The organism is Phaeobacter sp. HF9A, assembly GCF_011806385.1.
GTDB lineage: Bacteria > Pseudomonadota > Alphaproteobacteria > Rhodobacterales > Rhodobacteraceae > Epibacterium.
Window position 1 is genome coordinate 16,674 of sequence record NZ_JAATOX010000027.1, and the last position, 20,335, is coordinate 37,008.

Consider the following 20,335-nt stretch of genomic DNA (forward strand, 5'->3'; position numbering starts at 1 on the left):
CCAGTTAGCCGATTGCCCGTGACGCGCGCTGCCTACGGGCAGCTTTGCGGGACAAAGTGAGCTTTCGCTGCGTCTGCGCCAAGGTCTGCTCTCGATGTTTAAGCACTGGATTGGTGGCACTTCTCTCGGCTCAACAAACGATCTCTTGGAACGCTTACCTGACTATGAAGGTCGGCCCCTAAACGGCGAAGATAGCCTTTTCAGAAGACATAATAGCTGTTGCGAGGCATGCACTCGCCTTTGCCTCACCATGGCAATGGCCGATCTTGGTGTCAGGCAATGTGCTCTTTGTAGGAAGAACCCTCCCGACCGAAGTATATCGATGTAAGCCGGTCCGAGAAAATAGAAGAACTGCCAAACTAGGAACCAGATTGATAGAGGGCTCAGGATGATAGACGCTAACCCAAAAGCAGAATCGAAATTCACGGTAAAGAAACTGACCACTGTCGCGATTGCCAGGAAGACCAAAATCAAGGGGCTGGCGAAAAGAAAGTACCACCCCATTAGATAGAGCATTGCTGAGAATAGGCCCACTAAGCCCCAGAGCCATCCGGAAAGTGTCCAAGGTGGTGTATCGATTTGGTTCATCGCAGTCAGCCTCACTCACTAGTCTTGTTCTTTGGCTAGCGCGATCTCCGATGTATGCGGACATTCGCGGCGCTGCAACAAATTCGCTCTTTAGGACTCGAAGCCGACCTTCAGGCTCCCGTGAACGGCGCACCCTCTGGCGGCGGGCAAGCCGGGACGGGGAGCAGCGATGGCGGAAACAAAACACCCGCCCGGACCGATGTGTCTGGCCGGGCGTTTTGTTTTCCGCCTCCTCCGCCAGAGAGAGGGACTCTGGCTCAGATATTATCGTTGCGCACATCCAGCGCGTCGCGCAGCCCGTCACCGATGAAGTTGAAACTCGACACGGCGATGGTGATTGCGGCGCCGGGGATGATCGCCAGCCAGGGCGCGGTGGCCAGATATTGCTGCGCGCCGTTCAGCATATTCCCCCAGCTCGGCAGCGGCGGCTGGATTCCGAAACCGAGAAAGCTGATATAGGCTTCCAGCAGGATCGCGCGCGCCACCGTCAGCGTGGCGGCCACGATGATCGGCCCCATCGCATTGGGCAGGATCTCGCGGAACATGATATGCGACCGCCCCAGCCCCAGCATGCGACCGGCCAGCACGAATTCACGTTCCTTGAGCGAACGCACCTCGGCCTCGACGATGCGGGCCACCTCCATCCAGCTGGTCACCGCGATGATGACGGTGATCATCACCGGGCTGGGCTTCAGCGCCGCCGCCAGCGCCAGCAGCAAAAAGATGGTCGGATAGGACAGGAAACCATCAACGGTGCGCATCAGCACAACGCTGATCCAGCCACCCCGATAGCCCGCGATGACGCCGATCAGCGTGCCGACGCAAATCGACAGCACCATCGCAAAGAACCCCACCAAAAGCGAAATCCGACCGGCCATAAACAGCCGCGCCGCCAGGTCGCGCCCCAGCGGGTCGGTGCCCAGATAGTGATCGCCGGTCAGCGGCGGCGCGAACCGGGCGCGCAGGTCGATATGAAGCGAGTCATAGGGCAAAAGATACGGCCCGATCACGCAGGCAAGCGCCAGCAGCGAGATCATCAAAAGGCCCAGCAGCGCCAGACGATGGCTCAGGAAACGGCGCATCACGCGGCTTTTCCACCAGCGGCTGGGAGCCTGGGATACGGTCAGGGTGGTCATCACGGTGGCCTCCTTCTCCTTTGGGTCTGGCATCACGCCAGACGAATGCGCGGATCGACCAGCGCGACAACAATATCGGCAATGAGATTGCCCGCGATGGTCAGCATGGCCGAGAACATCAACAGCCCCATCACCACCGGGTAGTCGGCATACCCAAGGCTATCGAGGAACAGCCGCCCCATGCCCGGCCAGGTAAAGACGGTTTCCGTCACCAGCGCGCCGGTGAGGATCGAGGGCAGCTGCACCCCGGCCAGGGTGATCATCGGCAAGAGCGCATTGCCGACCACATGTTTCATCAACACCCGACGCTCGCTCACGCCCTTGGCGCGGGCGGTCTTCACGAACTCCTGGCTGATCGCGTCCAGCGTCGCGGTGCGCATGTAGCGGCTCCAGATCGCGATATGCACCAGCGCCAGCACCACCGAGGGCATGATCAGGTGATGCATATAATCCAGCACCGAACCATCGCCGATCGAGTACATGTTGCCGGCCGGCAGCCAGCCCAGCTTCAGCGAAAAGACATAGATGCCGATGAGACCAAACCAGAAGGTCGGAATCGACAGCGCCGCCATGGCACCCACGGTCGCGGCATAGTCAAAGATCGAATAGCGATGGGTCGCGCCGCGAATACCGATCCAGGTGCCAACCCCGATCGCGATCACGGTCGAGGACCCCATCAACAGGAAGGTGGCAAAGAGGTGGCGCCCGATCACCGTCAGGACCGGGTTGCCGTCGCGAAAGGATGTGCCCCAATCGCCCTGCACAAGCCGCCAGGCCCAGTCGAAATATTGCACCAACAGCGGCCGGTTCAGACCGAGCTGCTCGGCAAGCCGCGCCTTGTCGGCTTCGGTCATGCCGGGATCCAGCGCATATTGCGCCATCGGCCCCCCCGGTATGAGATTGAGCACGACAAAACCGATGATCGAGACGATCACCAGCAAGACAAGGCTCTGCATAAGGCGTTTGAGCAGGAATGCGGGCATGGTGTCCTCCGTCCAAGACAGATCGCAAGGGGGTCTGCCCGCCACCCGGAGCACGCAGCCCCGGGCGGCGGGCGCTCAGATCAGGACCAATACCAGGCCGCGGCCTTCCAGGATTCGGTGCGCGTGTTGCTGTTCACCGCAAAGCCTTCGATGCCGGCCTTGTAGCCATAGACATTGGTATAGACGAACAGCGGCAGGAACGGCAGATCGTGGCGGATGATCTCCTGGATCTTGAAGTAGATCGCCTGCCGTTTCTTGGGATCGAACTCGCGGCTGCCGGCAATCAGCAACGCGTCCACCTCGGGGTTGGAATACTGCGCGTTGTTGGACCCGCTGCCCCCTTTGGCCGCGATGGCGTCGGTGTGGAACCGATAGGTCACATCCGGGTCGCCGCCAACCAGATAGGTGATGCCCACCATGACCGAGTCAAACTGCGACTGGCCCCAGAAATCACCCCACATCACCGCAGGCGGCAGGTTGTCGATCTTCATCTCGACGCCAATCTCGGCAAAGGTCTGTTGCAGGAACTGCTGGGTCTGTTCGCGCAGATGGTTGCCAACCGTGGTCGAATTCGCAAACGACAGGCGCAGCCCGTCCTTTTCGCGGATGCCATCGCTCCCCGGCACCCAGCCGGCCGCGTCCAGGATCTCGCGGGCGCGATCCAGGTTGAACTCCTGCTTCGGCAGATCCGGGTTATAGTAGTAGGATTGCGGCGGCATGAAGGTCTCCGCCGGGCTCGGCACCCCGTAATAAAGCGCGTCGATGATCGACGTGCGGTCCATCGCCAGATAGAGCGCCTCGCGCACCGCCTGTTCCTGAAACACCGGCAGATCCTGATTGAGATAGATCGATTCAACCGAGCCTTTGGGCTCCGGCGTCACCACCCGGTCCGGCAGGGTCTTGGCCTCGGCATAGTTGTCGGGCGTGATATAGGCCTGACCGACGAGGTCGATATCGCCGCTCTTGAACTGCGCATAAAGCACGGTCATGTCGGGGATATATTTGAACACCAATTGTTCGATATAGGGGCCTTCGCCGAAATACTCCGGGTTGGCCACCAGCTCCAGCCGATCCCCGGCTAAACGCTTGCCCCATTTGAACGCCCCAGTGCCGATCGGCGCCTGATTGAACGCGGCCTCATTGAGGTTTTCCTCGGTCTCCAGAATGTGTTTGGGCACCATGAAGGTTTCGGTCAGGAACGAAAGATAGGGCGCAAAGGGCTCTTCCATCCGCCAGGTGATCTCGGTCGGCGACACCACGGTGATATCACGCACCAGCTCATGGCCGGTGGTGCGCCAGGCGCGGAAATCCGGGTTCACGATCAGCTCAAGCGTATATTTGACGTCTTCGGCGGTGAAGGGCGTGCCGTCATGCCAGGTCACATCATCGCGCAGATGAACACGCCAGTTCAGCCCGTCCTCGGAAATGCCGCCATTCTCCAAGCTCGGCACCTCGGTGGCCAGGTTCGGCACGATCACCCCGTCCACATCAATGCGGAACAGCGCGTCAAACACCGAGAAATCCACCCCGTCGTCCACTTCGATATGCGGCATAAGCGGGTTGAACACCGTCGGCTCCTGCGACAGGCCGACAACGATGCGTCCGGTGGGCGTTTCCGGCGGCGTCGCGGCAAAGGCCGGTTTGCCCAGCAGATTGGGTGCGATCAGCCCCGCCGCCCCGCCTGCGGCCATCATCCGCAACGTGGCGCGCCGTGAAAAACCAGACTTTCCATTATTTTGATTGGTCATTGGTCGTCTCCCTGTGTTGGGTCTTGTTTTATTTGTTATTGTTTTGGTTTCAGATTTCTGCCGCCACCGCAGGGCGGTCGGCAGGTCGTTCTCCCGGAATGGCGGCAACCAATTCGCGGGTGTAGGCGGATTGCGGATCAAGGAAGATCTGGCTTGGCGGCCCCTCCTCGACAATCTGCCCCTTCTGCATCACCGCAATGCGGTCGCAGATTTGGCTGGCCACGCGCAGATCATGGGTGATGAAAACCATCGACACCCCGGTCTCGCGCTGGATCCGGTCCAAAAGCTCCAGGATCTGCGCCTGGATGGACACATCCAGCGCCGAGACCGCCTCATCCGCGACCAGAAGCTCGGGTTTGAACATCAAGGCGCGCGCAATGCCGATCCGCTGACGCTGGCCGCCGGAAAACTCATGCGGATAGCGCTCAAACGCCCCGGCATCCAGCCCGACCAGATCCAGCAGCGCCCGCGCCTCTGTGCGCGCGGTGGCGATCGCCATGCCATGGGCCACCGGCCCCACGGTCAGGATCTGCCCGATCGTCATCCGCGGATTGAGCGAGGCAAAGGGATCCTGAAAAATCATCTGGATCTTCTGGCGCAGCGCCCGGAATTCCGGCTCTGGCAGCGGCGCGATATCCTTGCCGCCGAACAGGATCTGTCCGCCGTCGCTCTCCATCAGCTTGACCAGCAAGCGCCCCAATGACGACTTGCCCGAACCGCTCTCGCCAACAATGCCAAGCGTCTGCCCGGCCGACAGCGTGAACGACACATCCCGCACCGCCGGCACAATCCGCTCGGTGCCAAAGAGCTTGCTGCCGCTGCGATAGGTCTTCTCCAGGTTCTGCACCTGCAAGATCGGCACGGGAGGGCCTGCCCGGGTCGGCGCGCGATCTTCGCCGGTCAGATGCGGAACCGCCGCGATCAGCCGCTGGGTATAGGGATGTGTGGGGCGGTGCAGAACCGCATCGGCGCTGCCCTGCTCGACCACATGGCCCTTTTCCATCACCACCACGCTGTCGGCGATCTCGGCCACCACGCCGAAATCATGGGTGATGAACATCACGCTCATGCCCTTGCGGCGCTGGATATCGCGGATCAGCTCCAGGATCTGCGCCTGGGTGGTGACATCCAGCGCGGTGGTCGGCTCGTCGGCGATCAGGATCGAGGGTTCCAGCGACAGCGCCATGGCGATCATCACCCGCTGGCGCTGACCACCCGACAGGCGAAACGGATATTGGTGATACATCAGCTCCGGGTCGGGCAGGCCCACCTCGGTCAACAGCTCAATGGCGCGCTGGCGGCGCGATGCGTGGCTGCCGACCCCATGCGCCTGCATCGCCTCGTCGATCTGCGCGCCCACCGTCATCAGCGGGTTGAGCGCCGACAGCGGGTCCTGAAAGATCATCGACACCACCCGCCCGCGCAGGCTGCGCAGGGCCTCGGGATCCATGCCAACGATATTGCGCCCCTCCAGCTGGATCTCGCCGGCGCTGACATGGATCGCCCGTGGCAGCAGCCCCATGATCGAATTGGCCGTGACCGATTTGCCAGAGCCGGATTCACCGATGACGCAGAGGATCTGACCGCGATACAGATCAAAGGAGATAGTCTCCACCGCATGAGCGCGCTCCATCCCCTTGGGCAGGCTCACTGTCAACCCGCGCACCGAAAGCGCCAGGTCAGGCGTATCTATAGAGTGGATGTTTGCGGTCATCGTCTCTCCTTCCTTGTGCGCCGTGTTGGGAAACCGGACTCACGCTATGTTTCATTGATGTTGGCCCGAACCGGACGGTAGAGTCGTTCAAATCCGCGCCCCCCCCGGCACGATCATCTGCTCTCTAGGAGCCGAAAGGCATTTTATTCTGTTGCCGTCGCAATCCCCGGATCCGGCGGCTTTGGCCTCAATCTGACCCGAGGTCAGCCTTGCCCTGCCTGGCTTGCCCCTGACCTGGTGCCGCGGCGTCGGGGTGACTCGCGCAGCATGGCCCGGATCTTCACGCGCCCTCTGGCTGGCAGAACAATCGCCTGATTTCGCGCCCCGATACCGCAGGGAATGCTGGCACGCGGGCAACTCCACTGCATGGTGATTTGCGTCATCCCCTAGTATTGAGCCAAGACCGGAGGAAGACGATGCCCGCACCGCTATTACATATCACGTCAAACCCCACCCTGCCGCACGAGACCGATGTCGTTGTGATCGGCGGCGGTGTGGTGGGCGTTTTTACGGCCTATTATCTGGCACGACGGGGCATAAAGGTCGCCCTCGTGGAAAAAGGCCGCATCGCCGCCGAACAATCCAGCCGCAACTGGGGCTGGTGCCGCCAGCAAAACCGCGACGCGCGCGAATTGCCGATGGCAACCAAGAGCCTCGCGCTCTGGGATGCGCTGGCCAGCGAGATCGGGGCCGATGTCGGCTTTCGGCGCTGCGGGCTGCTCTATCTGTCTCAGGACGAGGCCGAGATCGCGGGCTGGGCGAAATGGCGCGACTTTGCCCGCACCCAGGGTGTGACCAGCCATGTGCTCAGCTCTGCCGAGGCCAGCGAGCGCGGCCACGCCACCGGGCGCCGCTGGAGGGGCGGCGTGTTTTCCCCCAGCGATGGCACCGCCGATCCGTCGATCGCGGTGCCGCAGGTCGCCGCCGCGATCATGACGCTTGGCGGCACGGTGCATCAAAACTGTGCCGCGCGCGGGCTGGAACGTGCCGGCGGGCGGGTCAGCGCCGTGGTGACCGAGGCCGGCACCATCCGCACCAAGACCGTTGTGATGGCGGGCGGCGCCTGGGCGTCGTCTTTTTGCCGCCAGCTCGGCATCCGCTTCCCGCAGGCCTCCGTGCGCTCTTCGATCCTGGCGATTTCCCCCGCGCCCGAGAACCTGCCCGACGCGCTGCACACCGCCGATGTCTCGCTCACCCGGCGGCTAAACGGCGGCTATACGCTGGCGATCAGCGGTCGGGCCCGCGTTGATCCCTCGCCCCAGCAGATCCGCTTTGGCCGTGAATTCCTGCCGATGTTCGCCCGCCGCTGGCGCTCGCTCGCGCCCGGCGGCCTTCAGGGCTGGCAGTCGGGTCATGAAACCCTGAAAACATGGGCGCTGGACGCGGTGACCCCGATGGAGCGCATGCGTATCCTCGATCCCAAACCCGACAGTGGCCAGATCCGCCTGACCTATGCGCGGGCCGGAAAACTGCTGCCCGACCTGGCCCACTGCGCCATCACGGAAGCCTGGGCGGGTTATATCGACAGCACCCCCGACGGCGTCCCCGCCATCGGCGAGCTGGACAGCGTGCCCGGTTTCATCCTCGCCGCCGGGTTCAGCGGTCATGGCTTTGGCATCGGCCCCGGCGCCGGGCATCTGATTGCCGACCTGATCACGGGTCAGGACCCGATCGTCGATCCCGCCCCCTATGCGCCGGCGCGGCTTGATCGTGCGGCCTGGGGCAAGGTTGCGGACTTTTAAACAGGCAACGCGCGGGCCAGATCACCCGCGCGGCCATGAATTCAGTGACGGATGAGACCTGCGACAGTAGTCTTCGTTAGGACAACGACAGGGTAACGGAAATGAAGCTGGACAAGATCGACATCAGAATTCTGTCGGAGTTGCAGAAGAATGGTCGCATCACCAATGTCGAATTGGCGGAGCTGGTGCATCTGTCGCCCAGCCCCTGCCTGATGCGCGTGAAAAAGCTCCAGGCCGAGGGCTATATCACCGGCTATTCAGCCCAGATCGACATCGCCAAACTGGGCCAGAGCCTGACCGTCTTCACCGAGATCACCCTGCGCAACCACCGCCAGCACGACTTTGCCCGGTTCCTGGCGGCAGTGGAAAAGATCGATTCCGTGATCGAATGCCATCTGGTCTCGGGCGGCTATGATTACCTGGTGAAATTCATGACCTCCGGCATCTCGGACTATCAGGCGATCATGGAACGGCTGATCGAGATGGAGATCGGCATCGACAAGTATTTTACCTTCGTGATCCTGAAATCCCCGATCGTAAAGCCGCATTTCCCCTTGGATACCATCGCCGCCGAGGACTGACGCGCGGGGCGATGGTTCCTGACCCGAGCCGCCTGCCCCTATCCCAGCCCGCCGACATGCAGCGCCTTGGTTTCGAGATATTCCTCGATCCCCATCTGCGCGCCTTCGCGGCCCAACCCCGATTGCTTGACCCCGCCAAAGGGCGCAACCTCGGTCGAGATCAGCCCGGTATTGAGCCCGATCATGCCAAATTCCAGCGCCTCGGCCACCCGCCAGGACCGTTTGAGGTTCTCGGTATAGAAATAGGCCGCCAGCCCGTAAGGGGTGCCATTGGCAACCGCCAGCGCCTCATCCTCGGTTTCAAAGCGGAACAAGGGCGCCACCGGGCCAAAGGTCTCCTCCGAGGCCAGCAGCATCTCGGTTGTGGCCTCCGCCAGCACCACCGGGCGGGCATATTGCTGCCCCTCCGGCATGACCTCAGCCGCGCCGATGACGCGCGCGCCCTTGGCTTTTGCGTCGGCGATATGGGCTTCGATCTTGGCAATGGCGGCGGCGTTGATCATCGGGCCGATATCGGTGCCCTCATCCGTCCCCTGCCCCACCGTCATCGCCGCCACGCGCCGCCCCAGCTTGTCGGCAAAGGCATCGTAAATCCCCGCCTGCACCAGAATGCGATTGGCGCAGACACAGGTCTGGCCCCCATTGCGGAACTTTGACGCAATAACGCCCTCCACCGCGAGATCCAGATCCGCGTCATCGAACACGATGAACGGCGCATTGCCGCCCAGCTCCAGGCTCAGCCGCTTGATGCTATCGGCCGCGCCGCGCATCAACAGCGCCCCCACACGGGTCGACCCGGTAAAGGAAATCTTGCGCACGGTCTCATTCGCCATCAGCTCCGTGCCGATCTCCGTCGGCATGCCGGTGACAATGTTGATCACCCCCGCCGGAATGCCCGCCCGTTCCGCCAGAACCCCAAGCGCCAGCGCCGAAAACGGCGTGAACTCCGAGGGTTTGATCACCACGGTGCAGCCCGCCGCCAGGGCCGGGGCCACCTTGCGGGTGATCATCGCATTGGGAAAGTTCCAGGGCGTGATGATGGCGCAGACGCCGACCGGCTCCTTCAGCACCAGAATGCGGCGATCCGCGGTGGGCGACGGGATGGTGGCGCCGCCAATCCGACGGGCCTCCTGCGCGAACCATTTGACAAAGGAGGCGCCATAGCGGATCTCGCCGCGCGCTTCCGCCAGCGGCTTGCCCTGCTCCAGCGTCAGAAGCAGCGCCAGATCCTCCAGGTTTTCGATCATTAGATCATGCCAGCGCTCCAGCGTCTCGGCCCGCTCTGCATGGCTGCGCGCCTTCCAGCCTGGAAAAGCCGCCTCCGCTGCCTTGATCGCAGCCCGGGTCTCAGAGCCGCCCATATCGGGCAGGCTGCCCAGCACCGTTTGGCTGGCCGGGTTGATCACATCCAGGGTCTTGCCGCTGATGGCCTCCTGCCAGACGCCGCCGATCAGCCCCTGCTGACGCAGCAGCCCGGCATCCGTGAAACCATCGGTTTTCATGATCGCGTTCATGGGTGTATCCTTTCTGACGGGCGCGCAGGCCGCTCTGGCGGGGATCAGCGCATTTGAAACCGGCGCCGCTTGCCCGCAGGATAGCCCCGACCCCGGAGCCATCCCTGCGGAATGGCCCGGAAGTTTGGCAGAAGATGCGGAACAGCACAGCGATTGCAGCTATTTCTGCTGCCCCGCGCGCCATATCCTGTCCCTGACAGGCGATCACATTTGACTTGCGGCGAAAATCCGGTTTTTCACAGGGGCTTCTGTCGCCGTCCCGCCCATTGATGAAGGAGTTCTCATGGCTAAATCTGTTCGCGTGAAGTCCTTCGACCTGGTGGCCCAGGATATTGACGAGATTGACGTCGATCTGCTGCATGCGCTGTCGATCGGGGTCGGCTGGCCGCATCGGCCCGCGGATTGGGACTTCCTGCGCCGCGTCGGAGAAGGCATCGTCGCCGTGGACGGCATTGGCCGGGTCTTTGGCAGCGCCATGTGGTTTCCCCATGGCACGGATTTCGCCACCGTCGGGCTGGTCATCACCACGCCGCGCGCGCAGGCCAATGGGGCCGGTCGCTGGCTGATGGAACAGGTGCTGGAACGCTGCGACGGCCGCAACCTCAGCCTGAACGCCACCAAGGTCGCCTATCCGCTCTATGTGTCGCTGGATTTCCAGACCGAGGCGACCGTCTACATGCGTCAGGGCAGCCTCTGCGACAGTCCCGACATCGGCCCTGTGGATGGCACGCTCACGGCCCTGCCCGCCGATCATATCGACGCGGTCTTTGGCTTTGATGCGCGGGCCTTTGGCACCGACCGGGCGCGCCAGCTTGCGCTCCTGGCCGAGATCTCGGTCTCTTGCGTGCTGATGCGCGACGGCGACGTCGCCGGCTATGCCATGCGCCACGAGTTTGGGCGCGGCCATGTGATCGGCCCGATCGTCGCGCAAAATGACCAGGATGCGATCCAGCTCGCCGCGTGGCATCTGCGGGCGCTCAAGGGCGGCCATGCGCGGATCGACACCCGGCAGGCGCAGGGCGCCTTTGCCGACTTCCTCAACCGCTGTGGTCTTGGCACCACCGAAACGGTCATCACCATGTCCAAGGGCCGCCCCTTCCTCACCCCGACGGCAGATGCGCCATCGGTCTACGGCCTCGCCGGTCACGCGTTGAGCTAGCGCAGGCGCAGGCCGGCGGGCGGGCGTCGTGGTCGGGGCCCGCCGCACAGGCCCCGACCGCTCTTTTAGCTCTTATGCTCGCCCACCGGGCAATCGCCCTCGTCCGCGAGGCAGGCATCGCTGCGCAGCTCCAGCCACATCGCGTTCAGCACGGCAAAGGCAGCGGCCAGCGGAAGGCCCAGGAGCCAGGAAAAATACCACATGATTTCAGTCCTTTCAGTAGAGCGTCTCGCTGTGTTCGGCGATGTCGTCCTCGGTGACCTTGCCCCAGAGCACCTTATAGACCCAGGCGGTATAGGCCAGGATCAGCGGCATGAAGATCAGCGCGCACACCAGCATGATGAACAGCGTCTGATGCGAACTTGACGCATCCCAGACCGTCAGCGAACTGTCCGGCTTCACGGTCGAGGGCAGGATGAAGGGAAACATCGTCAGCCCGACCGAGGCAATGATGCCAGTGATCGCCATCTTCGACCACAATAGGGTCGAAACCTCGCGCCCGGCCCGCAGCCCCAGCACCGCCAGCGCGATCCCGACAAAGCCCATGACCGGCGCCACCGCGATCCAGGGGCGCAGCCCATAGGCCGCCAGCCAGGAGCCGCCATGGCTCACCTCGGAATAGAGCGGATTGGACGGGCCATCCACGACCGCCTCATTGACCAGCGAAAACCCGTCGATCCCAAAGGCCAGCCACAGGCCGGCCAGCGCATAGCCGCCCGCCGCGACCAGCCCGGCCAGGGTGCCGATGCGCCGGGCGCGCGCGGCGATCACGCCTTCGGTCTTCAGCGACAGCCAGGCCGCGCCATGCATCAGCAGCATCGAAAAGGACACCACCCCGGCGAGCAGCGCAAAGGGTCGCAACAGGCCCAGGAACTTGCCGTAAAAGCTGCCGTCATACATCGGCACCAGGTCCTCGGTCAGGTGAAACGGCACGCCCAGCAGCACATTGCCCACCGCCACGCCAAACAGCAGCGCAGGCACCGCGCCGCCCACGAACAGCGCCCTGTCCCAACCCGCACGCCATCCGGCGCTCTCGCGTTTGGAGCGGTACTTGAACGCCACCGGACGCAGGATCAGCGCCGCCAGCACCACAAACATCGCCAGATAAAAGCCGCTGAACGACACCGCATAGAGCGGCGGCCAGGCGGCAAAGATCGCGCCACCGCCGAGGATGAACCACACCTGGTTGCCTTCCCAGACCGGGCCGACGCTGTTGATGACGACGCGGCGCTCCGTGTCCGTCCTGGCGACAAAGGGCAACAACGCCCCCACCCCCATGTCAAAGCCATCGGTCAGGGCAAATCCGATCAGCAACACGCCCAGAAGCGCCCACCAGGTGACACGCAGGATGTCGTAGTCGATCAATTCATAAAGGATCATATCCGTTACTCCGCAGGGGTGGCAGATGCGTCGGGACGCTGGCGCAGCCGCGCCTCGTGCCGGGCCTGCCAGGCTTCGGTTTCAGCGACATCCTGGAACGGGCCCTTGCGGATGTATTTCACCATCAGGCTCATCTCGACGATGAACAGCACCGTGTAAAACAGGATAAAGCCCGCCAGCGTGATCAACAGATCCGCGATCGTCAGATGCGAGGCGGACATTGCCGTCGGCAGCACCCCGTCCACGGTCCAGGGCTGGCGCCCGAATTCCGCAACGAACCAGCCCAGCTCCGCCGCGATCCACGGCGTCGGGATGATCGCAACGGCAGCATAGAGCGACCAGCGCGGGAACTGCATGTTGCGAAACGAGGCACGCCAGAAGAAATACGCCATCACCGCAATAAAGCTGAAGCCAAGCGCCACCATCAGGCGGAAGGCCCAGAACAGCGGCAAGACCCCCGGCACGGTGTCATCAGCGGCCATCTTGATCTGCGCCTCCGACGCCTCGCGCGGGTCCTCGACATAGCGTTTCAGCAGGAAGGCAAAGCCAAGATCCGCGGCATGGGCGTCAAATTCGGCCCGTGCCTCGGCGGGAACATTGCCGCGGGTCGCACGGATGGTCATCAGCGCGTCATAGGCCTTGATGCCACTGCGGATCCGGCTCTCGGCCTGCGCCACCAGCTCGTTGATGCCGGGGATCTCCTCGTCCAGGCTGCGGGTCCCGATCAGCCCCATCACCCAGGGAATATGCACCGCGTAATGGGTCTCGCGCGCCTCCTGGTCCGGGATGCCGACAAGGGTGAAATGCGCCGGCGCCGGTTCGGTCTCCCACATCGCCTCGATCGCGGCGAGCTTCATTTTCTGCGTGTGGCTGGCGGAATAGCCGGATTCATCGCCCAGCACCACGACCGAGAGCGCCGCCGCAAGCCCAAAGGAGGCCGCCACCGCGATCGAGCGCCGCGCCAGATCCTTGTGCCGATCCTGAAGCAGATAGAGCGCCGATACCCCCAGCACAAAGACCGAGGCGGTGACATAGCCCGCGCTGACTGTATGCACGAATTTCGCCTGCGCCACCTGGTTGAACACCACGTCAAAAAAGGAGGTCATCTCCATCCGCATGGTTTCAGGATTGAAGGTCGCGCCAACCGGGTTCTGCATCCAGCCATTGGCGATCAGAATCCACAGCGCCGAGAAATTCGACCCGATCGCCACCAGCCAGGCCACCATCAGGTGCTGCACCTTCGACAGCTTGTCCCAGCCAAAGAAGAACAACCCCACAAAGGTCGCCTCCAGGAAGAAGGCCATCAGCCCCTCGATCGCCAATGGGGCGCCAAAGATATCGCCGACGTAATGCGAATAATACGACCAGTTCATGCCGAACTGGAATTCCATGGTGATGCCGGTGGCAACGCCAAGGGCAAAGTTGATGCCAAACAGCATGCCCCAGAATTTTGTCATTTGCCGCCAGATGGGGCGGTTCGTCATGACATAGACGGTTTCCATGATCGCCACGAGGATCGACAGACCCAGCGTCAGCGGCACGAAAAGGAAGTGATACATCGCCGTCAGCGCAAATTGCATGCGCGACAGCTCGACCAGTCCGATCTCCATGAGCGTGATCCTTTCAAATTCAATTCGCAGGAGAGATGCGAATTTTCGCCTTTTATATTCAATATTCGAGATGCGAATATGATCTAAATCAAATGCGCATCCCAGATGCCGGTATTATTGGCGCGCAGTCCCTCACGCCCTTCGAATTCTGACGCAGCGGTCAGCTTGTTCTCGCTCAGCCGCACGATGCGCCGCAACAAGCAACGCCGCGTCAGGGCAGCTTTGTCGCACCCCCCTCATCACCTCGCGGGCGGTTGCCGCGTCCAGCCCCTCTGTCGGCTCGTCCAGAAGCAGCAGCCGGGGCGAGCGCAGGATCGCCCGCGCCAGCACCAGCCGCCGCGCTTCCCCGCCCGAGAGCCCCGCGCCCCGGGGCCCCAGCCGCAGCGCCAAGCCGCCGCGCGGGCGCAGCGTGTCAGCCAGGCACACCGCCTCCAGCGCCGCCCAGAGCGCAGCATCGCTGGCCGCAGGGGCCGCAAGACGCAGGTTCGCCGCGACCGTATCCGCAATCAGCGCCGCCCGCTGTGTCACCAGCACGCATTGTTGCGTCACCTGCGCAACCGAAAGCTGCACCGGATCAACGCCAAACAGCCGCACCCTGCCCCGCGCCGCCGTCAGCGCCCCGATCGCCAGGAGCAGCACCGTGCTCTTGCCGCAGCCGCTGGCGCCTTCCAGCACAACCGTCTCGCCGGGGCGGACCGACAGGGACACCGGCGCAAACAACGGCATGCCCGCGGCCTCAAAGGTCACCCCCCGCAGCTCGACCCCCTCGGCAACATCGCCCGGCAGCGCGGTCTCTGCCTCGGGCGCATCGCCCCGCAGCGCAGGCCGCAGCCGCCGCGCCGCCTGCCGCATCCGCCCGATCTCCGCCAGCGCGCGCCGCACCGGGGCCACCGCCTCTGCCAGGGCCAGCGCCGCAAAGACGCCAACCGCCGCCGCGGCCACCTGGATCCGCCCCGCCTGCACCAGCGTGATGCCGGCCAGAAGGCAGCCGGTCGTGACCAGCGCGCTCACCATATCCAGCATCATGCCGGTGTGGCGCTCGATCCGCTCCAACTGGTCGCGCGCCTGCGCCGCCCGGTCAAAGGCCGCCGCCGTCCGCGCCCGCGCCACCGCCAGCTGCCCATAGACGGCCAGATCCTCGCGCCCCGAAACAAGATCGACCATGCGGCTGCGCCCAGCCTGAAGCGCGGCCTCCGCCCGCCGCGCCGGACGCCGCGCAATCCGCTGTCCGAGCAGGAAAATCGCTGTTGGCAGAACCAGATAGCCCAGCCCGATGATGGCGCCCACCACAGGCGCCACCAGCCACCACAGCAGCAGCGACACCGAGAGGATCGTGATCCCGCCCGCCAGCGCCGGCAGGAACAGCCGCAACAGCGCCCCATCGAGCGCCTCTGTATCCGCGGTGATCCGGTTCAGCTCCGACGCCGCGCGCAGCCGCTCCAGTGCCCGATGGGGCCGGCGCAACAGCCCGCGCAGCAGCGACACCCGCAGGCCCGAGACCGCGCGCAGGGTCGCGTCATGGGTCAGCACCCGCTCGCCATAGCGCGCCGCCGTACGTCCCAGCGCGAGAAAACGCACCATGGCCGAGGGCGCAAAGACGTTGAACAGAACCCCCAGCCCCGCCATGCCCGCCGCCGCCGTCGCCAGGATGAACCAGCCCGACAGCGCCAGCAGCGCCACCCCCATGGCCAGCACGGTGATCGCAAGCACGCCCCCGCGCAACAGCGCCCCTCGTTCTGCCTTCAGCACCGTGAAAATGAGCGCGACCAGATCCTTCATGACGCCACCGCCTTCCGTGCCGGGATGGTGATGCGCCGCGCCAGTCGCGCCGCCAGCGCCCGATCATGCGTCGCCACCAGCAGCATGCCGCCCTTGTCTGCAAACTCCAGCAGGCTGTCGCCCACCCGCCGCGCGGTTTCCGCATCCAGATCCGCCGTCGGCTCATCCGCGATCAACAGCCCCGGCCCGCCATGCAGGGCGCGCGCCAGCGTCACCCGCCGCCCCTCGCCGCCAGAAAGCCCCGCACCGCGCTCGCCCAGCAAGGTCAGATCGCCGCGCGGCAGCCGAGCGATCACCTCCGCCAGTCCCGCCGCCGTCAGGGTGTCCTGCCGAACCTCTGCGCCAAAGCCGATGTTATACCGCAGCGAGCCATTCAGAAAATGCGGCGCCTGCGGCATCCAGCCGATCAAGGCCCGCCAGGCATCCGCCGTTTGCTCTGTCAGCGGGCTGCCATTGATCAGGATCGCGCCCGCCTCTGGCCGCTCCAAACCCGCAATCAGGCGCAAGAGCGTGGTCTTGCCCGCCCCGCTTGCCCCCTCGATCGCAAGACTGTCACCGGGCGCAAGACGGACATCAGGATAAGCGACACCGCGATGGCACAGCCCCCGCGTCTCCAGCCCTGTGATCGGGGCAAGCGGGGTCGCGCGCTCGCCCTGCCCCATGCGCTGCGGGCGCGTATCCTGCCGCCAAAGCGCAACCTCCTCCATCACCGCATCCGCCGCCGCACGGTCGTGCCAGGCCGCCGCAAGATCGCGCAGCGGCTGAAAGAACTCCGGCGCCAACAGCAGCAGATAGAGCCCCGCCGTCGGCGTAAGCGCCCTGCCCCAGCCGCCCCAGCTCAGCTCTCCCAGCAAGGAAAACCCCACCCAGATCGCAACCATCGCCACCCCAAGCGCCGAGAACAGCTCCAGGACGGTCGAGGACAAAAAGGCGATGCGCAACACCGCCATGCTGCGCTGGCGCAAGTCGTCGCTGGCCTCGGCAAAGCGGGCCACCGTCGTCGGCCCGGCCCCGATCAGGCGCAGATCAGACAGCGCCGCAAGCCGATCCACCAGCAAATCGCTCAGCTGCCCGACGTCCTGCATCTGGCGGGCACTGGCCTCCTTTGCCGCCCAGCCCACCAGCGCCATGAAGACCGGGATCAGCGGCCCCGCCAGCAGCAGCACCAGCGCCACCGCCCAACTGTGCCAAAGCGCGATCAGCAGGATCACCGGCGGCACGACCATCATTCGCAAACGCGCCGGTCGATAGCGCAGCAAGGCCGGACGCAGCGCCTCCAGCTTTTCGGCGCTCAAGGCGGCCAGCGCCCCGGCCCCGCCAAGCGCGGATTGCGCCGCCGCGCCGGCCTCCACCGTCAGGATCTCTTCGCGCAGCGCCGCAATCCGCGCATCCGCGGCCCGCCCCAGTCGCGCTTGCGCCATCGTGTCCAGCCACGCCCGCAGCCCCCACAAGAGCAACAGCCCGGCCCCCGTCATCGCGACAGGAACCACAGCGCCCGACAGCAGCCGGCCAAAGACAACGGCAATCAACGCGGCGACGGCCAGCCAGACCAGGCTCGCGCCCAGCGATAGCAGCCCGCCCAGCCGTTCCTGCCCGGCGCAATCGTCTTTGGGGGTCGTCATCGCTGTTACCTTGTTCTGCATCATTGAGATCTGCGACATCTGTCTTGGACAAAGCGGCCTGATCTAGCGCACGGGATCATCTGTCGTCTCGCCCTATACTGAGCCGATTTCCTGACATCCGCCATGCGACGGACCATCACAACCCAGCTTAGCGCGGGGGTTATGATGGCGGGTGGTGAAAATCCTCGCGAAGCCATTCGAATTTCCCGCTTTTTGGTCTGATTTGGGCCTAAAATTCTCCGTCACGCAGGAAAACGCAGTGGTTTTATGTTTTGTCGAGCCATTTCAATAGATTGCGCCGCATTTCATGGCGTTGCAGCGCGGATAGTGGCTCAACTGCGTGAATTGCGGGTGGAAGATCGTTTCGAAGGCGTAAATCCTGCGCACGCGGTGGTCGCGGGGTTTTTATCTCTGTGCGGTAGAGTGATCGGACCCTGCTGCTCCTCCGTTCGCCGATGGCTCGGAATAAGATCACAGCGGTTGAGAAGTTCACAGCTGTGAACCCAACCAAAACCAAGGACGGAAACGGAATGCCCTTCATTGTTCACAGTTGTGAACTCCAGACCCTCACCCCCTCAAGCCGCATGACGAACCAATGCCATGACCATGGGCCCACAGGAAAATGCCCCTTCGCGCGCCTTGCTGGTCAGGCGACGCAGATAGCCGCCTGGGGATTTGATCTCTGCAAATCGTTGCAGCATCGCAGCAACAACCACGGCGGCTTCTTCAGGGCCGAGAACCCTCAGCGCATCATCCCAAGCCGATGAAGAAATCCCCATCATTGGGCTGACCGTATGGGCCAGACGAACCAGTTGGTGCCAGTGACGGATCGGCTCGGGCGCGTAGACTTGAATATCGGGACAGGCCGACAACACTAGGCTAAGCGGTATATTCGGGAGCTTAGCATCTCCGGGCAAAGGCTCTCTTTTCTTCGCGCGCTCCGTCTTAACCACTTGCACATGCTTTCGCGAGTCTTGCGATGGCCTGGGCAACGGGTCCTGAACCTTCAGCGCAGATTCAGATTCAAATGAGTCTTTCTGTGAATTCTGATGGTGCTGCTCAATTTCGGCGGCGCTGCTGCTCAGTTTGCCTGTATCGACGCCGATCTGTGTGGTGTTCTGAGCTTCTTCCAAGGGGTCCAGAATGTCGCGGGCCTCTTCCAGCGCGGCTTTGAGTTCGGCTTGAATGTCGCGCAGCTCGGACGCGGAGAGCTTGCGCCGCAGAGCACGGGCGGTGAGCGCAGCAAGGTCGCTAAGACGGTCCCAAAGCGCCGCATCAGGGTGCAGGCTCGCGCCATATTCAGACAGGCCCGCAAGGTCGCGCCGCATCAGGCTGACGGTCTCGCGCAGGAGCTTGAGCTGATGCGCATCGGCGCGGGTCTCGGCGGCGGCGGCGCTGATTTCGGCATGGCGATGCAGTAGGGGGGTGAGGTCAAACCCATAGGCAACCTTTTCGCCTCCATAGCGGCGGGCGTAGCGCTTGCCGTTGGGGCTGTCACGACGCAGCAGAAACCCGGCCTCCACCAGCCGCCCGAGATAGCGGCGCATGGTGGAATTCGCCATGCCGTTGAGCCGCTCGCAGATGCTGCGGTTGGAGGGGTGGATGACCAGTTCCTGGCTGGGGTCCAGATCGGTCTTGGGCCAGAAGCTGAGTAGCGCTTGCAGCACGGTGATGTCGCGATCACTGAGCCCGAAATGCTGCCGGGCGGTCGCCAGTTCGCGCAGGATGTCCCACTTGCGCACCGGCGCAGGCGTGTTGGCGTCGAATCGCTCCGCCTGAGATCTGATCCGATGCTGCGTTTGACGTGCGATCAGGACAGACTCAACGGTGCGCCCAAAAGGCGTTACAGGTTGATACCCCATTTTTTATTCACGAAGACAAAGAAATCCCGTTCTGCGAATCACATAGGACTTGCAGTTTGAATCGCGTGACACTACCTTGAAGGTGCTAGAAACAAGTTAGGGTCTCGTGGAGCGGTGTCTTTGCGGGACCTTTTCTTTTGTCGGCTCGTGCCTCCTTTGCTTGCTGCTCTTGTTTATTGGTTTTGGTCTTCGGACCGCTGAAGCCAGCGGGCGTGAAGCTCTTCGATCAACTCTTCGGCCTCGGCCTCGACCCAGCTGGCAAAGGCGCTGTCGGCGAGGTCGATCTGTACCCCTTTGGCGGTGCGCTTGACGCTGCCGCTGCGGCTGCCTGCGATGGTCAGCGGGCGCGCGGGGTTGCGCGGCTTGCTGGGCGCGGCTTTCGGGGCAGGGGGGCTGCCCACCGCTTTCATCACCGCGTCAAAGGCGCTGACGGAGGGATCCTGTTCCGGCGCGGGCTCGCCGTTGACGAGCGCCACGGTGGCGGCGGTATGCACATCCTCGGCGATCTGGATCAGCCGGGCCGGGTCGGCGTCGCTGGCGACGATGGATTTGCCGAGCTCGTCCCAGCGGGGCCGGCCGATCCCATGGGCAGAGCCGATTGCCCGCACCAGATCAACGCCGACGGTCTCAACGATGGCCATGGCCATGGAGATGGCGGATTTGCTGACGGTAAGCACCTCGGCGACCTGGCTCTGGTTGCCAAAGCCGTTCTCGACCAGATCCCGGGCGAACAGCGCCTTTTCAATAAAGGACAGATCGCGCCGCGCCATGTTTTCGGAAATCTGCGCCCGCACGGCGCTGTCGTCATCCAGTTTGGCAACCAGCGCGCGGACCTTTTCCACCTTGTCAGAGGCGCGGATCGCCTCCAGCCGCCGACGGCCATAGACCAACAGGTAGCGTTCGCTGTGGGCGGGGTC

The 20,335-nt window shown here is 63.6% G+C and carries 16 protein-coding genes; 4 read left to right on the forward strand and 12 right to left on the reverse strand.

The genetic code is table 11. The features are described 5' to 3' along the window. Nucleotides 1-845: 845 nt before the first annotated feature. From HCZ87_RS07210 to HCZ87_RS07225, 4 genes are all read right to left on the reverse strand, one after another. Complete coding sequence (locus HCZ87_RS07210; RefSeq protein WP_167643091.1) at nt 846-1,724, reverse strand: ABC transporter permease; 879 nt, start codon at nt 1,722-1,724, stop codon at nt 846-848. A gap of 32 nt (nt 1,725-1,756) precedes the next feature. After that, nucleotides 1,757-2,707, reverse strand: coding sequence for an ABC transporter permease (locus HCZ87_RS07215; protein ID WP_167643092.1), 951 nt, complete (start codon nt 2,705-2,707; stop codon nt 1,757-1,759). 80 nt (nt 2,708-2,787) lie between these two features. Continuing rightward, a complete protein-coding gene (locus tag HCZ87_RS07220; RefSeq protein WP_167643093.1) occupies nt 2,788-4,455 on the reverse strand; it encodes a peptide ABC transporter substrate-binding protein in 1,668 nt (555 codons plus the stop codon). Between the two features lie 49 nt (nt 4,456-4,504). Continuing rightward, nucleotides 4,505-6,169 carry an ABC transporter ATP-binding protein gene (locus HCZ87_RS07225; protein ID WP_167643094.1) on the reverse strand — a complete coding sequence of 555 codons (1,665 nt, stop codon included), beginning with the start codon at nt 6,167-6,169 and terminating at the stop codon, nt 4,505-4,507. Between the two features lie 416 nt (nt 6,170-6,585). Between HCZ87_RS07225 and HCZ87_RS07230 the strand changes: the two genes are divergently transcribed. After that, nucleotides 6,586-7,911, forward strand: coding sequence for an FAD-binding oxidoreductase (locus HCZ87_RS07230; RefSeq protein ID WP_167643095.1), 1,326 nt, complete (start codon nt 6,586-6,588; stop codon nt 7,909-7,911). 101 nt (nt 7,912-8,012) lie between these two features. After that, nucleotides 8,013-8,492 carry an Lrp/AsnC family transcriptional regulator gene (locus tag HCZ87_RS07235; protein WP_167643096.1) on the forward strand — a complete coding sequence of 160 codons (480 nt, stop codon included), beginning with the start codon at nt 8,013-8,015 and terminating at the stop codon, nt 8,490-8,492. Between the two features lie 38 nt (nt 8,493-8,530). On the opposite strand, the gene HCZ87_RS07240 is transcribed toward HCZ87_RS07235, so the two are convergent. Continuing rightward, nucleotides 8,531-10,006: an NAD-dependent succinate-semialdehyde dehydrogenase gene (locus HCZ87_RS07240; RefSeq protein WP_167643097.1), complete on the reverse strand. Its 1,476-nt coding sequence runs from the start codon at nt 10,004-10,006 to the stop codon at nt 8,531-8,533. Between HCZ87_RS07240 and HCZ87_RS07245 the strand changes: the two genes are divergently transcribed. Together HCZ87_RS07245 and HCZ87_RS07250 are read left to right on the forward strand one after the other, a co-directional pair. Then, complete coding sequence (locus HCZ87_RS07245; protein ID WP_167643098.1) at nt 10,005-10,220, forward strand: hypothetical protein; 216 nt, start codon at nt 10,005-10,007, stop codon at nt 10,218-10,220. The genes HCZ87_RS07240 and HCZ87_RS07245 overlap by 2 nt on opposite strands. A gap of 69 nt (nt 10,221-10,289) precedes the next feature. Further along, nucleotides 10,290-11,165 (forward strand): GNAT family N-acetyltransferase, encoded by an 876-nt coding sequence (locus tag HCZ87_RS07250; protein WP_167643099.1) that lies wholly within the window; start codon nt 10,290-10,292, stop codon nt 11,163-11,165. 65 nt (nt 11,166-11,230) lie between these two features. Here HCZ87_RS07250 and cydX read toward each other — a convergent pair whose 3' ends face one another. From cydX to HCZ87_RS07285, 7 genes are all read right to left on the reverse strand, one after another. Beyond that, entirely contained in the window at nt 11,231-11,368 is a 138-nt protein-coding gene (cydX, locus tag HCZ87_RS07255) for a cytochrome bd-I oxidase subunit CydX (protein ID WP_167643100.1), read from the reverse strand. A 13-nt stretch (nt 11,369-11,381) separates the two neighbouring features. Then, nucleotides 11,382-12,545, reverse strand: a complete 1,164-nt coding sequence (gene cydB / locus HCZ87_RS07260) for a cytochrome d ubiquinol oxidase subunit II (RefSeq protein WP_167643101.1) — start codon at nt 12,543-12,545, stop codon at nt 11,382-11,384. Between the two features lie 5 nt (nt 12,546-12,550). Further along, on the reverse strand, nt 12,551-14,155 hold the full coding sequence (locus tag HCZ87_RS07265; protein ID WP_167643102.1) for a cytochrome ubiquinol oxidase subunit I: 1,605 nt from the start codon (nt 14,153-14,155) through the stop codon (nt 12,551-12,553). 132 nt (nt 14,156-14,287) lie between these two features. Then, a complete protein-coding gene (locus HCZ87_RS07270) occupies nt 14,288-15,934 on the reverse strand; it encodes an amino acid ABC transporter ATP-binding/permease protein (RefSeq protein WP_167643103.1) in 1,647 nt (548 codons plus the stop codon). Beyond that, nucleotides 15,931-17,556, reverse strand: coding sequence for an ABC transporter ATP-binding protein/permease (locus HCZ87_RS07275; RefSeq protein WP_167643104.1), 1,626 nt, complete (start codon nt 17,554-17,556; stop codon nt 15,931-15,933). The genes HCZ87_RS07270 and HCZ87_RS07275 overlap by 4 nt, the downstream gene beginning before the upstream one ends. Before the next feature lie 575 nt (nt 17,557-18,131). Next, nucleotides 18,132-19,418, reverse strand: coding sequence for a plasmid replication protein RepC (repC, locus tag HCZ87_RS07280; protein WP_167643105.1), 1,287 nt, complete (start codon nt 19,416-19,418; stop codon nt 18,132-18,134). A 173-nt stretch (nt 19,419-19,591) separates the two neighbouring features. Next, a partial coding sequence (locus tag HCZ87_RS07285; protein ID WP_167643106.1) for a ParB/RepB/Spo0J family partition protein occupies nt 19,592-20,335 on the reverse strand: 744 nt, incomplete at its 5' end.

Excerpts from the sequence above, each read along its gene's own strand:
- cydB (WP_167643101.1), bottom strand. The coding sequence starts at position 12,545 with ATGATCCTTTATGAATTGATCGACTACGACATCCTGCGTGTCACCTGG.
- HCZ87_RS07245 (WP_167643098.1), top strand. The coding sequence starts at position 10,005 with ATGGGTGTATCCTTTCTGACGGGCGCGCAGGCCGCTCTGGCGGGGATC.
- HCZ87_RS07270 (WP_167643103.1), bottom strand. The coding sequence starts at position 15,934 with ATGAAGGATCTGGTCGCGCTCATTTTCACGGTGCTGAAGGCAGAACGA.
- repC (WP_167643105.1), bottom strand. The coding sequence starts at position 19,418 with ATGGGGTATCAACCTGTAACGCCTTTTGGGCGCACCGTTGAGTCTGTC.
- HCZ87_RS07225 (WP_167643094.1), bottom strand. The coding sequence starts at position 6,169 with ATGACCGCAAACATCCACTCTATAGATACGCCTGACCTGGCGCTTTCG.
- HCZ87_RS07230 (WP_167643095.1), top strand. The coding sequence starts at position 6,586 with ATGCCCGCACCGCTATTACATATCACGTCAAACCCCACCCTGCCGCAC.
- cydX (WP_167643100.1), bottom strand. The coding sequence starts at position 11,368 with ATGTGGTATTTTTCCTGGCTCCTGGGCCTTCCGCTGGCCGCTGCCTTT.
- HCZ87_RS07220 (WP_167643093.1), bottom strand. The coding sequence starts at position 4,455 with ATGACCAATCAAAATAATGGAAAGTCTGGTTTTTCACGGCGCGCCACG.
- HCZ87_RS07215 (WP_167643092.1), bottom strand. The coding sequence starts at position 2,707 with ATGCCCGCATTCCTGCTCAAACGCCTTATGCAGAGCCTTGTCTTGCTG.
- HCZ87_RS07250 (WP_167643099.1), top strand. The coding sequence starts at position 10,290 with ATGGCTAAATCTGTTCGCGTGAAGTCCTTCGACCTGGTGGCCCAGGAT.
- HCZ87_RS07275 (WP_167643104.1), bottom strand. The coding sequence starts at position 17,556 with ATGACGACCCCCAAAGACGATTGCGCCGGGCAGGAACGGCTGGGCGGG.
- HCZ87_RS07265 (WP_167643102.1), bottom strand. The coding sequence starts at position 14,155 with ATGGAGATCGGACTGGTCGAGCTGTCGCGCATGCAATTTGCGCTGACG.
- HCZ87_RS07210 (WP_167643091.1), bottom strand. The coding sequence starts at position 1,724 with ATGACCACCCTGACCGTATCCCAGGCTCCCAGCCGCTGGTGGAAAAGC.
- HCZ87_RS07235 (WP_167643096.1), top strand. The coding sequence starts at position 8,013 with ATGAAGCTGGACAAGATCGACATCAGAATTCTGTCGGAGTTGCAGAAG.
- HCZ87_RS07240 (WP_167643097.1), bottom strand. The coding sequence starts at position 10,006 with ATGAACGCGATCATGAAAACCGATGGTTTCACGGATGCCGGGCTGCTG.